15 protein-coding genes are annotated in these 13,167 nt (G+C 55.4%); 7 read left to right on the plus strand and 8 right to left on the minus strand.

The window, feature by feature from the left end:
* Nucleotides 1–31: 31 nt before the first annotated feature.
* Nucleotides 32–1,033 (minus strand): oxidoreductase, encoded by a 1,002-nt coding sequence (locus ACFPOF_RS32235; RefSeq protein ID WP_378140070.1) that lies wholly within the window; start codon nucleotides 1,031–1,033, stop codon nucleotides 32–34.
* A 19-nt stretch (nucleotides 1,034–1,052) separates the two neighbouring features.
* Complete coding sequence (locus ACFPOF_RS32240) at nucleotides 1,053–2,213, minus strand: acyl-CoA dehydrogenase family protein (protein WP_378140072.1); 1,161 nt, start codon at nucleotides 2,211–2,213, stop codon at nucleotides 1,053–1,055.
* Between the two features lie 113 nt (nucleotides 2,214–2,326).
* Here ACFPOF_RS32240 and ACFPOF_RS32245 point away from each other — a divergent pair, with 113 nt between their 5' ends.
* Both ACFPOF_RS32245 and ACFPOF_RS32250 read left to right on the plus strand, forming a co-directional pair.
* A complete protein-coding gene (locus tag ACFPOF_RS32245; RefSeq protein WP_378140074.1) occupies nucleotides 2,327–3,424 on the plus strand; it encodes a carbohydrate kinase in 1,098 nt (365 codons plus the stop codon).
* Nucleotides 3,421–4,353, plus strand: coding sequence for a pseudouridine-5'-phosphate glycosidase (locus ACFPOF_RS32250; protein ID WP_378140076.1), 933 nt, complete (start codon nucleotides 3,421–3,423; stop codon nucleotides 4,351–4,353). Before ACFPOF_RS32245 ends, ACFPOF_RS32250 begins: the two co-directional genes overlap by 4 nt.
* A 52-nt stretch (nucleotides 4,354–4,405) precedes the next feature.
* Here ACFPOF_RS32250 and infC read toward each other — a convergent pair whose 3' ends face one another.
* Nucleotides 4,406–4,894, minus strand: coding sequence for a translation initiation factor IF-3 (gene infC, locus ACFPOF_RS32255; RefSeq protein WP_378140078.1), 489 nt, complete (start codon nucleotides 4,892–4,894; stop codon nucleotides 4,406–4,408).
* A 271-nt stretch (nucleotides 4,895–5,165) separates the two neighbouring features.
* Nucleotides 5,166–7,568, minus strand: coding sequence for a type IA DNA topoisomerase (locus ACFPOF_RS32260; RefSeq protein WP_378140080.1), 2,403 nt, complete (start codon nucleotides 7,566–7,568; stop codon nucleotides 5,166–5,168).
* 109 nt (nucleotides 7,569–7,677) lie between these two features.
* Here ACFPOF_RS32260 and ACFPOF_RS32265 point away from each other — a divergent pair, with 109 nt between their 5' ends.
* Complete coding sequence (locus tag ACFPOF_RS32265; protein ID WP_378140082.1) at nucleotides 7,678–8,079, plus strand: DUF1761 domain-containing protein; 402 nt, start codon at nucleotides 7,678–7,680, stop codon at nucleotides 8,077–8,079.
* Between the two features lie 67 nt (nucleotides 8,080–8,146).
* Here the strand turns inward: ACFPOF_RS32265 and ACFPOF_RS32270 are convergent, their stop codons facing one another.
* Nucleotides 8,147–8,746 carry a Uma2 family endonuclease gene (locus ACFPOF_RS32270; RefSeq protein WP_378140084.1) on the minus strand — a complete coding sequence of 200 codons (600 nt, stop codon included), beginning with the start codon at nucleotides 8,744–8,746 and terminating at the stop codon, nucleotides 8,147–8,149.
* A gap of 333 nt (nucleotides 8,747–9,079) precedes the next feature.
* On the opposite strand from ACFPOF_RS32270, the gene ACFPOF_RS32275 reads away from it, so the two are divergent.
* The 3 genes from ACFPOF_RS32275 to ACFPOF_RS32285 are packed head-to-tail and all read left to right on the plus strand — an operon-like array spanning nucleotide 9,080 to nucleotide 10,003.
* Nucleotides 9,080–9,364, plus strand: coding sequence for a hypothetical protein (locus tag ACFPOF_RS32275; RefSeq protein WP_378140086.1), 285 nt, complete (start codon nucleotides 9,080–9,082; stop codon nucleotides 9,362–9,364).
* On the plus strand, nucleotides 9,292–9,792 hold the full coding sequence (locus ACFPOF_RS32280) for a hypothetical protein (protein WP_378140088.1): 501 nt from the start codon (nucleotides 9,292–9,294) through the stop codon (nucleotides 9,790–9,792). The genes ACFPOF_RS32275 and ACFPOF_RS32280 overlap by 73 nt, the downstream gene beginning before the upstream one ends.
* A gap of 25 nt (nucleotides 9,793–9,817) precedes the next feature.
* On the plus strand, nucleotides 9,818–10,003 hold the full coding sequence (locus tag ACFPOF_RS32285; protein WP_378140090.1) for a hypothetical protein: 186 nt from the start codon (nucleotides 9,818–9,820) through the stop codon (nucleotides 10,001–10,003).
* 114 nt (nucleotides 10,004–10,117) lie between these two features.
* Here the strand turns inward: ACFPOF_RS32285 and ACFPOF_RS32290 are convergent, their stop codons facing one another.
* On the minus strand, nucleotides 10,118–10,411 hold the full coding sequence (locus tag ACFPOF_RS32290; RefSeq protein WP_378140091.1) for a hypothetical protein: 294 nt from the start codon (nucleotides 10,409–10,411) through the stop codon (nucleotides 10,118–10,120).
* Nucleotides 10,412–10,524: 113 nt separating this feature from the next.
* Between ACFPOF_RS32290 and ACFPOF_RS32295 the strand changes: the two genes are divergently transcribed.
* A complete protein-coding gene (locus ACFPOF_RS32295; RefSeq protein WP_378140093.1) occupies nucleotides 10,525–10,992 on the plus strand; it encodes a hypothetical protein in 468 nt (155 codons plus the stop codon).
* Between the two features lie 55 nt (nucleotides 10,993–11,047).
* Here the strand turns inward: ACFPOF_RS32295 and ACFPOF_RS32300 are convergent, their stop codons facing one another.
* Both ACFPOF_RS32300 and ACFPOF_RS32305 read right to left on the minus strand, forming a co-directional pair.
* Nucleotides 11,048–12,457 (minus strand): sensor histidine kinase, encoded by a 1,410-nt coding sequence (locus tag ACFPOF_RS32300; RefSeq protein ID WP_378140095.1) that lies wholly within the window; start codon nucleotides 12,455–12,457, stop codon nucleotides 11,048–11,050.
* The gene (locus tag ACFPOF_RS32305) at nucleotides 12,454–13,134 is read right to left on the minus strand and encodes a response regulator transcription factor (protein WP_378140097.1); all 681 of its coding nucleotides are present in this window, start codon (nucleotides 13,132–13,134) and stop codon (nucleotides 12,454–12,456) included. Before ACFPOF_RS32305 ends, ACFPOF_RS32300 begins: the two co-directional genes overlap by 4 nt.
* Between the last annotated feature and the right edge of the window lie 33 nt (nucleotides 13,135–13,167).

Genomic DNA, 13,167 nt, shown 5'->3' on the forward strand with positions numbered 1-13,167 from the left:
AAGGCAGCCAACAGATCCGCGTTGCTCCCAACTAATCGATCTTCCCGCTAACGTTAACGATGACGCGGCCGCGCGAGCGTCCTGCCAGCATCGCCGCGAGAATATCCGGCACCTCAGCCATCCCGACCTCAGTGGCGAGGGTAGCGAGCGCCTCCGGCTTGAACGCACCGGCCAGCGCGTCCCATACACGGATTCGCAGCTCCATCGGCGCGAAGACGGAGTCGATGCCGATGAGCCGTACTCCGCGCAAAATAAACGGGTACACCGTCGTCGGCAAATCCGCCCCGCCGGTCAAACCGCTGGCGGCGACCGCGCCGCCGTAGGAGACCGCGCCTAACACGGCGGCTAGCGTCGGACCTCCGACGCAATCAATGGCGCCCGCCCACTTCATCTTATCCAGCGGGCGCGGCTTCTCCGGCAGCAACTCCTCACGGCCGATTACCTTGCTCGCTCCCAGACGAAGCAGTTCATCCGCTGCTTCTTTCTTGCCCGTGCTTGCAACAATTTCGTAACCAAGCTTCGCCAGAATCGCGACGGACACGCTGCCAACGCCTCCAGTCGCCCCCGTCACGAGCACCGGTCCCTTGCCCGGCTTCACCCCGTTCTCTTGCAGAGCGAGAACGGACATGGCCGCCGTAAATCCTGCCGTGCCATAGATCATCGCTTCCCGCAATGTCAATCCTTGCGGAAGCTTAACCGCCCAATCGGCACGTACCCGTGCAAATTCGGCAAACCCGCCATAATGACTGACGCCCAGCTCGAAGCCCGTTACGACGATCTCGTCACCGGGCGCAAATGCATCGCTCTCGCTTGAGACGACAACACCCGCCAAATCAATGCCCGGAACAAGCGGATTGATTCGCGCGACGTTCCCGTCTGGGCTGCAAGCAAGCGCATCTTTGTAATTCACGCTCGAATAAGCGACGCGTACGAGCAGTTCGCCTGTCGGAAGTTCCGTCAGTCCAATGGCCTTCACGCCAAATTCAGTCCCGCTTCCACTTTGTTCAACAACAAGAGCATTTAACTTCTCCATCCGTTCGCCCTCCCTCCTGTTATACCGACGACAGAGCTGAGTGCTGCGCAACCGTGTGCAAATCGCGCCAAATCCGGTTAAGCGGCAAATCCTCCATTAAAGCCGTCATGCCGAGCAGTGGAAATATCATATGCGCATGCGCTAATGCGTCCCGAGCCATTCCTTTGCATATCGCCCCCACCTCGTCCGATTGCACCTCATCCAGCGTCCCGTTCATAACGAAAGCATCCCATGTTCGTTCGACCGTCTCGTAGAAGCGATCCGCGGACACGAGCAACGCAGCTCCGCCCTTCTCCACCTCATCTCGAAGCGCAGCCAACCTTCCGGGGCGACTGTTTGCCCAATCCGCTTCTCGCGCTTCCGCGAAAACACGAGCTTCCTCAATGAAATGTCGGCATACGCCAAGACAAACGGCAGCGAACGACGTCTGTGCGAACGGCAGAAAAGGATAACGGAATATCGGATCGTCAAACCGCGGTTCGCTCATAATATCGAATGTTCGCTCTGTCGGCACGAACGCGTTGTCAACGACGATCGAATGGCTCTCCGTCGCCTTCATGCCAAAAGCGTTCCAGTCGCGAACAATGCGGACTTGGTCCGGCAAAAAAGCGAACGAGCGAATCGCCTCCTCGCCAGCGGAATAATCTGAACCAGTTGAGCTAGTCAGGTCGTCCTCGCCCATTGAACCACCCGAGCGAGCCAAACCTGCTACACCGCCGGTCTCTTGCGCGCCACCCGCCTTCCGAATGCGGCAATTCGCTGTAAACAAGCTCGCGTACACGGCACCGCTGCAATATTGCCAGCGACCGCTGACCAGATAACCGCCTTCAACCGGAACAGCTATGCCGTTCGGATGACCGCTTCCCGCGACGAGCGCTTTGTCATGACCAAAAAGCTCCTGCGCCTGCTCGGACGGCAATGTCGCAGAGAAGAAACCGCCGCCCGATCCAATCGTCGCCAGCCACCCGAAGCTGCCGTCCGCCCAGGACGCTTGCTCGAACACGCGCAGCGCTTCGGGCAACGTTAGCCCAGATCCGCCAAGCGCTGTCGGCACGAACAGCTTAAACAATCCCGCTTCGAACATATAGTCGACGATGGCGGACGACAAAGAACCGTTCGCCCCTCTTGCGTCAGCGTCTTTTCTAATTTCCTCGACCATGCGATTCGGTATGCGTACCATACGTTCAACTCCATTTTTTGAAATAAAACAAAAGTTTATACAATAGACATTTGTCTATAAATGCATTACACTATCGGTATTGAAGCCACCACGGCGGGAAGGAGAGTAACCGAATGGATCGCGAACAACAAATTATGTCCCTTATCCGCCGCAATCCGTTTATATCGCAGAACGAGATCGCTGCCGCCATCGGCATTTCGAGATCGGCCGTCGCTGGCTACATCGCCTCGTTAACGAAAAAAGGCAATTTGCGCGGACGGGCTTACGTGCTTCCCGAAGATAACTCCGTTCTTTGCATCGGCGGCGCCAACCTGGACAGCAAGGCGACAAGCAAACGGCCGATCCGTCCCGCTTCTTCCAACCCTTCGAACGTGAAGGAAACATGCGGCGGGGTCGCCCGCAACATCGCGGAAAATCTCGGTCGGCTATCCGCAACCGTCTCGCTGCTAGCCGTCGTCGGCGATGACCAAGCGGGGCAATGGGTATTGAAGGAAACTGGCCGAACGGGCGTCGACACCTCGCTCTGTCAAGTAATCCCTAAGGAGAAAACGGGAACGTATACCGCTTTTCTTGACGTGACCGGGGAGATGCACGTCGCTTTCGCCGACATGGATATTTACGATAAGTTCGACGGTCGCCTGATCCAGGAAAAATGGTCGCACATCGCCGCCTCCAAGCTTGCGATTGCGGACGCCAATCTTGCCGAGAGCGGCTTAAGCGAGCTCGTCGCACGTTGCCGGGATCACTCGCTGCCGCTGTTCATCGACCCTGTCTCGTCAGAGAAAGCGAAGAAGCTGCCTGCCGATCTGACCGGCGTAACGGCGATTTTCCCGAATCTTGAGGAAGCTGTCGAGCTTGCCGGACTCACCGAAGCGGGCGTTACCGCGGATTACGCTGCGCTTGGCCGCGCGATTCGCGAACGCGGCGTGCAGCACGTCTTCATTACCGCAGGAAGCACCGGCGTCTTCTATTCCGGCGACGAAGGCGAGAAACTCGTCGCCTCTATTCCGACGGATGTCGTCGAAGTGACCGGCGCAGGGGATGCATTCGTTGCAGGCGTTGCTTACGGCATTTTGCAAGACTGTACCTATCTCGACGCTTGCCAATTCGGATTGGCCGCCGCACATTTAACGTTACAAACCGCAGATTCCGTTTCCGCCAGCCTGAGCGAGCAATCGCTACAACATACAGCCAAGGAGAGATTACAATGAACAAAATCACCAGCGAACTTTCCAGCAAATACTTGACTTTCACCGATGAAGTGCGCGAAGCGCTTGAACAAGGTCGACCGATCGTCGCCTTGGAGACGACAATCATTTCCCACGGTATGCCGTACCCGCAAAACATCGAGATGGCGAAGACCGTCGAGCGGATTATCCGCGAACAAGGCGCCGTACCGGCCACGATCGGCATGATGGACGGAAAAATCAAGATCGGTCTGAACGAGCAGGAGCTTGAAGCGTTCGGAACGACGCCGAATGTGGAAAAAGTAAGCCGCCGCGACTTCCCTTACATTCTCTCCTCCGGCAAAATCGGCGCCACGACGGTCGCCGCCACGATGATCGGCGCAGCGCTTGCAGGCATCGAAGTATTCGCGACCGGCGGCATCGGGGGCGTACATCGCGAAGGCGAGACAACGATGGATATTTCCGCCGACTTGACCGAGCTTGCGCATACGAACGTTGCCGTCATCTGTGCCGGCGCGAAGTCGATTCTCGACATCGGCCGCACGCTCGAATTCCTCGAAACGAATGGAGTGCCAGTCGTCGGTTACCAAACAAGCGAATTCCCGTCTTTCTACGCACGCGAGAGCGGCTACGGCGTCGACTTCCGCCTGGACGAACCCGCCCAAGTCGCCGACGTTCTGCGTACGAAATGGGCGCTGGGTCTCGAAGGCGGCGCGGTTATCGCCAATCCTGTTCCGGCTGAATCCGCCTTGCAGCAAGACGAGATCGAAGGTGTCATTCAGCAAGCGCTGAACGAAGCCAAGGAACAGAACATTGCCGGCAAAAAAGTAACGCCATTCCTGCTCGCCCGCATAAAAGAACTGACGAACGGACGCAGCCTTGATACGAATATCGCGCTTGTGTACCACAACGCGAAAGTAGCCGCTCAAATCGCAGTCGCGCTTAAAGCGTAACCGTCGTCTCCAACCTATTGCACCAGCTGCCAAGCGGCCGCCGAACGTCCGATTACTTCGGAAGCACCCGGACGGCCGCTTGTTTGCCGCTGAGCTGGATTCCCGTTTCTTTTTTGCCGCACGCGGCCAGATCGTTCAGCATTCGCTCCAGCAACGCTTTCGCTTTCGACCCTTCCTTGCCTTGAATTTTCACGACAAGCCGGACCGCGTTGCCCGAAGCGAGCAGCTTGTCCGCTTGCCTCATCTTCGTCTCGTAGTCGTGATCTTCGATGTTCGCGGTCAGGCGAATTTCCTTTTCCTTAAGCGGCTGATCTTTCTTCCGCTCCTCCTGCTTACTCTTGGCCGCATCCTGCTTGGCCATCCCCCGTGCAATGAGCTTGCAAGGCGGCGGGCTGCTGAACAACGACGTGCACACAAGATCGGCTTTGGCCTCCCTCGCAAGCCGTAATGCCTCGTCCCTCTTCACGACTCCCAGATTTTCTCCGTTCAAGCCCGTAAGCAGTACTTCCGAAGCTTTGATTTTCTCATTCATGACGATCATCCCGTTCACTCCTTCTTCCTATAGAAAAAAGCCTGCCCCGCGAAAGGGCAAGCTAGCGCATAGAAGCCGCTCGTAACAGCGGCCGCACGACTTATTACGTCTCTACGCTGGCATTACCCAGATCAGATCGACGGTCAGCGGCATACGGCCGCAATCTCAGCCCGACTTCATCGAGCACCCGTTTCCTTATTTCATCCACGCATGATACTTCTTCTCCACGATAGCCCATCGGCGACGAAATGGCAATGCAGCCAATCGCTTCGTTACTTGGCTATTCCCGTTCCAGCTCAAGTTCGCCGGTTGCAGGGTCTTTCAGACGAATTCTGGCTTCGAACGCTTCTTCGCCGGCACTGCCGCTCCCGCCGAATTTCAGCTTGCCAGTGCGCCCTTTTTCGACCAGCACCTTGACCATGGCGTCGGACAGCGTACGGCCGAAGCTTTCTTTCCAAATAACAAACTTACATCCGGCCTTATAATGACTGCAGCCGTAACCTTTGCGTCCCATGAAAATGCGACCGCCGCAGCCCGGATTCGGGCACATGCCGATGACCGTAGGTTCACCTGACGTTGGCGAAGCATCCGTAGTTTGGGCGGTAGAGGACCTCGTTGCGGAGGTCCTGGAGTCGGGAGCCTTGTCTGCGGAAGCGCCTTTCGGCGAGCTTCCTTTTGAAGAGGATGCCGACGATTTGCCGCTTGTTCCCCGCGTCTTTTTGGCGCCCCCAGTCCCCTCGTCACCGCTAGCCTTCGAGCCTTTCGCACCTTTAGCGCCCTTCGCAGGCGGTTCCGGTTTCGCAAATGCGTTCTTCGCCGCTGGTCTCTGAACGTTAACCTTGTCAATAATAAACCTCGTGAACCTTTTGACATTGCCCATGAACGTATCGGCCGACGCTTGTCCGCGGGAAATTTCCGTCAGTCTGCGCTCCCACTGGCCGGTCATCTCCGGCGACGTCAGAAGCTCCACTCCCGCGCCGCGGATAAGCTCAATCGCCGTACGCCCTTTCGGCGTAATCATAATCTTCTTGCCTTGCATGTCGACGTATCCGACGTTTTTCAGCCGCTCGATCGTCGCCGCCCGCGTCGCCGGGGTGCCTAGGCCGGAATCCTTCATCGCGTCTCGCAGTTCCTCGTCTTCGATCTGCTTGCCCGCGCTTTCCATCGCTTTCAGCAACGTGCCTTCCGTATAATGCTTCGGCGGCTGCGTCTCTTTCTCTTTTACTTCAACGTCGCTGCAGACAACCGGTTTGGCAGGATCGACTTCAAACGGAGCGTCGGTCTCCAGAGTCTCATCTTCGGCCGATCCGGCGCCGTCTTCCTTGTCCTTGCCGTTGTCTTTTTCCTTGGCTGAACCCGGCTTGGACGTTGGCGCATCCGCTGCATAGATCACCTTCCACCCGAGCGACAACAGTTGCTTCACCGTCGTCTTGAATGATTCCTTTTCCACCTCGGTGAACACGGTGTGTACCTTATATTCCGCCGCCGGATAGAAGTGCGAGAGGAAGCGCTTGACGATCAAGTCGTACAGCTTGCGTTCGTCCGGGGAAAGCCCCTGCGGCTTCTTCATCGTCGGCATAATCGCGTGGTGATCTTCGACTTTGGCCGGGTTGCACACGTTTTTGTTGTTTACGCTGACGAGCCGCTTGTTCGCGCCTTGCACGAAGTCTCCATATTCCTGAGAACTTCTCATCGCGTCGAGAATTTTGTGCATCTCCGGAATGTTCTGCTCGTTGACGTAGTTCGAGTTCGTCCGCGGGTAGGAGATCACTTTGTGTTTCTCGTACAGCGCCTGCGCGACATCAAGCGTCTTCTTCGCCGAGAAGCTGAACTTGCCGTTCGCTTCCCGCTGCAGCAGCGTCAAATCATACAATTTGAAAGGATACTCCTTCGTATCCTTCACCTCGTAACTTGCGATCGTTCCGGTTTTGCCCTTCACCTTGTTCGCGATCGCTTCCGCTTTCTCGGGATCGGTCAGCCTGTCCCCTTGCCATATTCCTTTATAAGGCGAGTTGTCTCCCTGGACAAAAATACCCGTAATATCATAGAACTTCAGCGAATCGAACGCTTCGATCTGTTTCTGCCTGTCGTAAATGAGCGCAAGTACCGGCGTCTGAACGCGTCCGACGGACAACAGTTCATTGTGCTTCGTCGTGAACGCGCGCGACCCGTTCATGCCGATCAGCCAGTCCGCTTCGCTTCGCGCCCTGGCCGCCTGCGTCAAGTTGTCGTATTCTGTGTTGTCCTTCAGCTGGTCGAACCCTTTGCGGATCGTCTCTGCCGTCAAGTCGGAAATCCAAAGCCGCTTGACCGGCTGCTTCAACGACAAGTGCCTAACGATAAGGGAGAAAATATGCTGCCCTTCGCGCCCGGCATCGCATGCGTTAACGAGTTCGCCGCTGCGGGCCGCCAGCTCCTCTATCACTTTCAGTTGGTCTTTCGTATTCGGGTTCGGCAGCAGCTTGAAATCATCCGGGATGATCGGCAAGTCGCCGAACCGCCATTTCTTGTATTTCTCGTCGTAGAGGTCGGGCTCGGCAAGTCCGATCAAGTGCCCGATCGCCCACGTAATAATATAGTTTTCTCCTTCTAGATAGGAGCGTCTATTCTGGGCTTTGGGCTCGATAACGGAGGCGATATTGCGGCCCATATCGGGCTTCTCCGCGATGACCAACGTCTTCAACAGCGCTCTTTCCTCTCCGATCATAGTCTCAGAATCATACCATGACACGACGGGATGTGCTATATTTCAGATAGATAACGTTTACACCATAAGAGGAGGCAACAAGAAAATGGTTCATTTGGCAGACATCAATTATTGGGCAGTGCTCGCCGCAACAGTCATGACGATGGTTCTCGGTTTTCTATGGTATTCGCCCGTTCTGTTCGCGAAACCATGGATGAAAGAAATCGGACTGAAAGCGGAAAATATGTCCGGAGGCGGGGCGGCGACATATGTATTAACAGCACTAACTGCCATTATCGGTACGTGGGTGCTTGCGGCGCTGCTTACGCTTACGGACGGTACGGTTGGCTCCGGCGTCTGCGTCGGTCTGCTCGTTGGTGTTGCCATCACCGTAAAAATCGGCATGAACTATTTGTTCGAAGGCCGCTCGCTTAAGCTGTTCCTTATCACGGTCAGCTACCACTTGGTCACCTTCGTGCTGGCAGGATTGATACTCGGGGCGATGTGAACGTAATAATGAACCCCGGTCAACGGTAGGCTGTCGGCCGGGGGAACCTTAACATCGAAACTCCTCATCAATTCAGCATCATAAACTTCTGTATGCCAGGGTCGCTAAATAACTCCGCAATAGAATATGAAATGCATGGCAAGCGCTCCGAGATTACCGTTTCGTCGCCCTCGAACAAACGGCCGATTATATAAGCTTCTCCGCTGAGCAAATATTGTTCTAACGTTCTCGACACCGGATCAATGACCCAATACTCCGGCACTTGATGTTGAGCGTATATTTTCATCTTCCTGACTTTATCCCGATTACGCGAGCCCGGGGAAATAATTTCAACGACGAGATCAGGGGCGCCCTCAATGCCGCGAAAGGTCACGATGTCGCTCCTGCTTCGATGAATGAGCACCAGGTCAGGCTGCAGGACGTTCGTCCGACTTAGAATCACGTCAAGCGGTGCGACCAAAATAAGATATTCGGAGTTGCAGCTTTGCGTCAGCGTGAAATGTAATTTACCGCTAACAACTTGATGAACTAAATTCGGACCCGACATCATCTCCAATGTCCCGTTCAACACCTCGTAACGATTTCCGTCATCTGGCATTTCCGCATAAGTGTCATATGTCGCCTGCTGTTCCTTCACTTGCTCTTTGTCATCCTTGTTTCTAGCCACTTCCACATCCTCCTCCGCAAACAAAAAATCCCCGACAAAGCAACACGTCCTGTGTTCGGCTCTGCCGGGGTTCTTCCCCGTTACATTCTTATACGACCAGTATGTCTAATGACCAGCAATCTGTCAAGCTATCAAGGTTTCTGGAAAGCCGCCAGCATTGTGCGATCCCCAGCCTAGATGAAACTCTTCATATTGACAGCATTGAGCGCCTCCTCGTACACTGAACCTGAAACGTCGCCGTCAGATGGCTCGCGAAGCACGCAGCCGCTTTTTCGGTCAGCCCCGCGCTGAACCGGAAGAGCGGCTTTATTTTTTTCCGGAAGGGTGGAGTTCATGGATTTCAACGCTACTTATGAGCAATGGCTATCGATGCATCGTAACTTGCGTTACGGCGAGCGGTTGAGACGACTGGAAGAAGGGCACGGTTACTTGGAGAAGCTAATACTCGAGAACGTCTGGTGGCCCGCCGTAGGACATTTCGATCATTTGCATCCCGAGTACGAGGTGTTCGACTTTCGAGACGGTACTCGTTTCCTGGATTTCGCATGGTTACCAGGTCCGATACGCTTGAACATCGAAGTGACGGCTTTGACTCCCACGCCCGCAAGATCAGCTTGACCGGGTTCGACGATGACCGGATCAGACAAAATCACCTGGTAATCGACGGGTGGAAAGTGCTTCGTTACACGCACAATATGGTCAAGGAGCGCCCACGACTATGTCAGCAAATGCTGCAGCAGTTCATCGGCACGGTGTACGGCAAACGAGGGTTGGGTGAGCAAACGAGGGGCCGCTTAAGTTCCGAGGAGAAAGACATTGTTCGTCTGGCCTTGCAATTGCGTAGACCTGTCGCCCCCATCGATGTGCGCAGACTGCTTGACGTCGAGTCGCAGAAAGCCCGGAGGCTGTTGCGTGGGTTGCTCGCCAAAGGGACTTTCGTTGCCGCGGGTAACGGCCAACGTCGCGTACATGCATACCGGCTGTCACTAACGAATCAGCAGCAGCTAGAAGACTGGGGATATGAGCAGGTAGGGAACATGCCCTGACATCAGGAAGCAGGCCCCGCTAACGATGAAAAACATCGCAACGACTTGGAATCGGCCCAGCCGGAGTCTTGGTGCGATGAATTTCATCGTTACGATCGCTCAACAGCCTCAAATCGACCGGTTTCTCTCCTCTAAATATGAAAAACATCGCAACAGCTTGGAACTGGCCCAGTTGGAGGCTTGGTGCGATGAATTTCATCGTTACAGGTAAGGCGAAAAGTTTGGACGGGTGGCTACGAGCTGCGGCCCATGTATAGTGTCAAAATGAGCGATCAAGCAAAACAACCTTAACTTGGGTCGTGCCCCCGAGTTAAGGTTGTTGCCATTACAACTTAATTCTCGTAGATCCGCTGGCTGATTGCCCCGTCTCCACTCCCGCCGTCGCATTCGCAGCCGTACGCTCTCCCTTATGCACAAGCACAAGAATCGCCGGGAGCAGCATGCCGCGTACGAGGAATGTGTCGATGAGGATGCCGGCTGCCATCGCGAAGCCGAACAAGTATAGCTCCTGCATCGGCTGCGTGATGAGCACTCCGAATGTCGCGAGACACAAGCATAAGATTGTAGTCGACGATTCGGTTCGTGAACGGACGATGAACGGATCTTTACAATCGCGCACGCAGTTGTCAAAATCTACATGGTGTCTGAAGCGCCAATAACGGGAACAATCCACTTCATCCTCGCGTCTATTGGGTAACACAAACGGAACTTTAACGTCAGGAGTGAACGCCCATGGTTTTCCCGCGCATTGGCCATACCGCACTTATCCGTATAGCCTCCCTGTTGTCCGTCGTGCTTGGCGCGCTGTACTTGCCGTCCGTTTTCCACATTCCTTCTGTACTCTCTGGTTTGAGTCAGGAGATCGGCTCGGAAGAGCGGGCCGTCAAGTTATGGGCGTCATGTTCGCTGTACGGCGGGTTGCTGATGTTCGCGGGCACGTTCATCTCTCGGCTGTCGGCTTTCGCATTGTTCCGTCGCTTGATTTGGAGTTTGACTTTCTTGTCGGTTCTACTCCTTATCGTCGCGCAGCTTCCGCCGCTGTTCTGGTGGATGTACGTCGGCAGCGCCTTCCTTTCATGGCATACGAGCGCCGGGATGCTCCCGCATATGCTCTTGCTCCTGATCGGCTTCTGGGGCGGATGGTCCACATTGCTGCTGACAGGTAGGCGCTCCGTCGAATTAGGCGGCGAACCTTCGTAATCGCACCATAACGAATAGAGCCTGCGAAGACGCAGGCTCATTCCAACTTATATCGCTACTGCCGTACCGTCCGCCGTTGAGGCAGCCGAACAACAAACGTTGTTCCCTCGCCCAATTTGCTCCGCACCTCAACGGTGCCGCCGTGCAATTCGACGATGGCGCGTACGATGGACAAGCCGAGCCCGCTGCCAGAAGAGGCGCGGTTTCTCGCCTTGTCGGCTTTATGGAACCGGTCGAATACGTAAGGAAGCTCGTCATCCGGTATACCTGCACCCGTGTCACTGATTTCGACGGCGACCGCATCCCCTTCTTCCCGAATTGCGACGTCGATCCGTCCGCCAGGCTCCGTGAATCGGATGGCGTTCATCAGCAAGTTCAGCCATACTTCATGCAGTAATTGTGCATCGGCGTCGCTCTCGATCTCAGGCATGTTTTCCATGTCCAGCTCCAGCTTTTTCTCGGACCATTGCCATTCCAGCGTGATCATGACCGTACGGATCTGCTCGTCCAGTCGGAATGTTGTCGTCTGCAGCCGCGCGCCTTCCCGATCAAGCTCGGCGAGCTTGAGCAATTGCTTGCTGAGCGAAGATAATCGTTTGCTCTCTGCCTCTATTACGGCCAGGTAACGATCGGTTTCCTCCGGCGTCGTCCGCTTGTCCAGCATCGCCCTCGAGAAACCTTGAATCGACGTCAACGGCGACTGGAATTCATGCGAGACGTTGGCGACGAACGCTTGCCGCATCCGATCCAGTTCCCCGAGAGACCGCGCCATATGGGCAAAATGTTTTGCCAACTCTCCGATTTCGTCCTTTCTGCCAGCAGAAGAAGCCAATCCCGCACCAATATCGAAATCGCCTTTGACGATCCGCTGCGTCGCCCGCTTTAATACGGTCAACGGTTTCACGATCAGACGGCTCAGCATGACGATCAGCACCAGACTGGCAGCGAAAGTAACGCCGAGCAGCACGGCGACGATGATCCGGATTTCCCCGATTTGTTTTTCCATATCCGTCCGGATAAACAACGCGACGGAACCTTCGGCCGTGCGAATCGGGACGCCTATCGTATTGCGCACGCTGTTCTCAAACAGCCCGATCAGCTGAAGGCGCCGATTTTCTCCCTCCATGCCCCTGTATGTCTCTCCCTCGAGCACCGAACGAATTTCCGCATCGGATAGCACCCCGCGCTTAAACGGCGCCCCATAGGAATGTGCCTGCATGTTTTCGTCAACCGCGTAGATTTGGAATCCAAGATCGGCAATATGCTCTAGGAACGCCACCAACTCGACGTTCGGGTTCTGCTCGTGCAGTTGGACAATGCTTCTGCTCATGGCGAGGAGTTTGTTCTCATTGTCGTTTTTCATATTCCGTTCGTAGTACCAGTTCGTCAGCGCGATGCCGATAATCCCGCTTGCGAACGCGACCGCTGCGAAAGTCAGAACGATGCGCACGTACAGCGTCTTCATTCGTCCCCCGCCTCAAGCTTGTACCCGAGACCGCGGATCGTCGTCAGCACGAAATCCGACTGCCTGTCCGCGAACCTCTCCCTCAATCGTTTAATATGCACGTCCACGGTGCGGCTGTCGCCTTCGTAATCCGCGCCCCAAATGAGCTGAATAAGCTGCTCCCGCGTAAAAATACGACCGGGCTGACTTGCAAGCAGTGACAGCAGCTCGAATTCCCGCAACGGAATCGTCATGGGTACATCGTCTACCCGAATCTCGTAGCCGGCGCGGTCGATGCTTACCTCTCCAAGGCGGATAATCTCCGAAGCTGCGAGACGGTATCTACGCAACAATGCCTTGATGCGGAACAGCAGCTCCTTCGGCTCGAACGGCTTCACCATATAGTCGTCCGTACCCGCCAAATACCCTTGTTCTTTGTCATCCAAAGCACCTTTGGCAGTCAGCATGAGCACCGGAATGTCATAATGCTCGCGGATTTCCCGGCATAACGCCAGCCCGTCCTTGCCCGGCATCATGACATCGACAATCGCCAGATGCACTTGCTCACGCTCAAGAAGACGAGAAGCTTGCTCCCCGTCTTCCGCTTCCAGCACCGCGTAACCTTCCTTGCTCAGCACGAGCCGCAGCAATTCTCGAATCGCCCGATCGTCATCCGCGACCGCAATATGGATTCTCATTTATGACGCCTCATCCTTCCGCAAGCTTCCGTA

The sequence above is a fragment of the Cohnella soli genome, from assembly GCF_042655525.1.
Lineage (GTDB): Bacteria > Bacillota > Bacilli > Paenibacillales > Paenibacillaceae > Cohnella > Cohnella soli.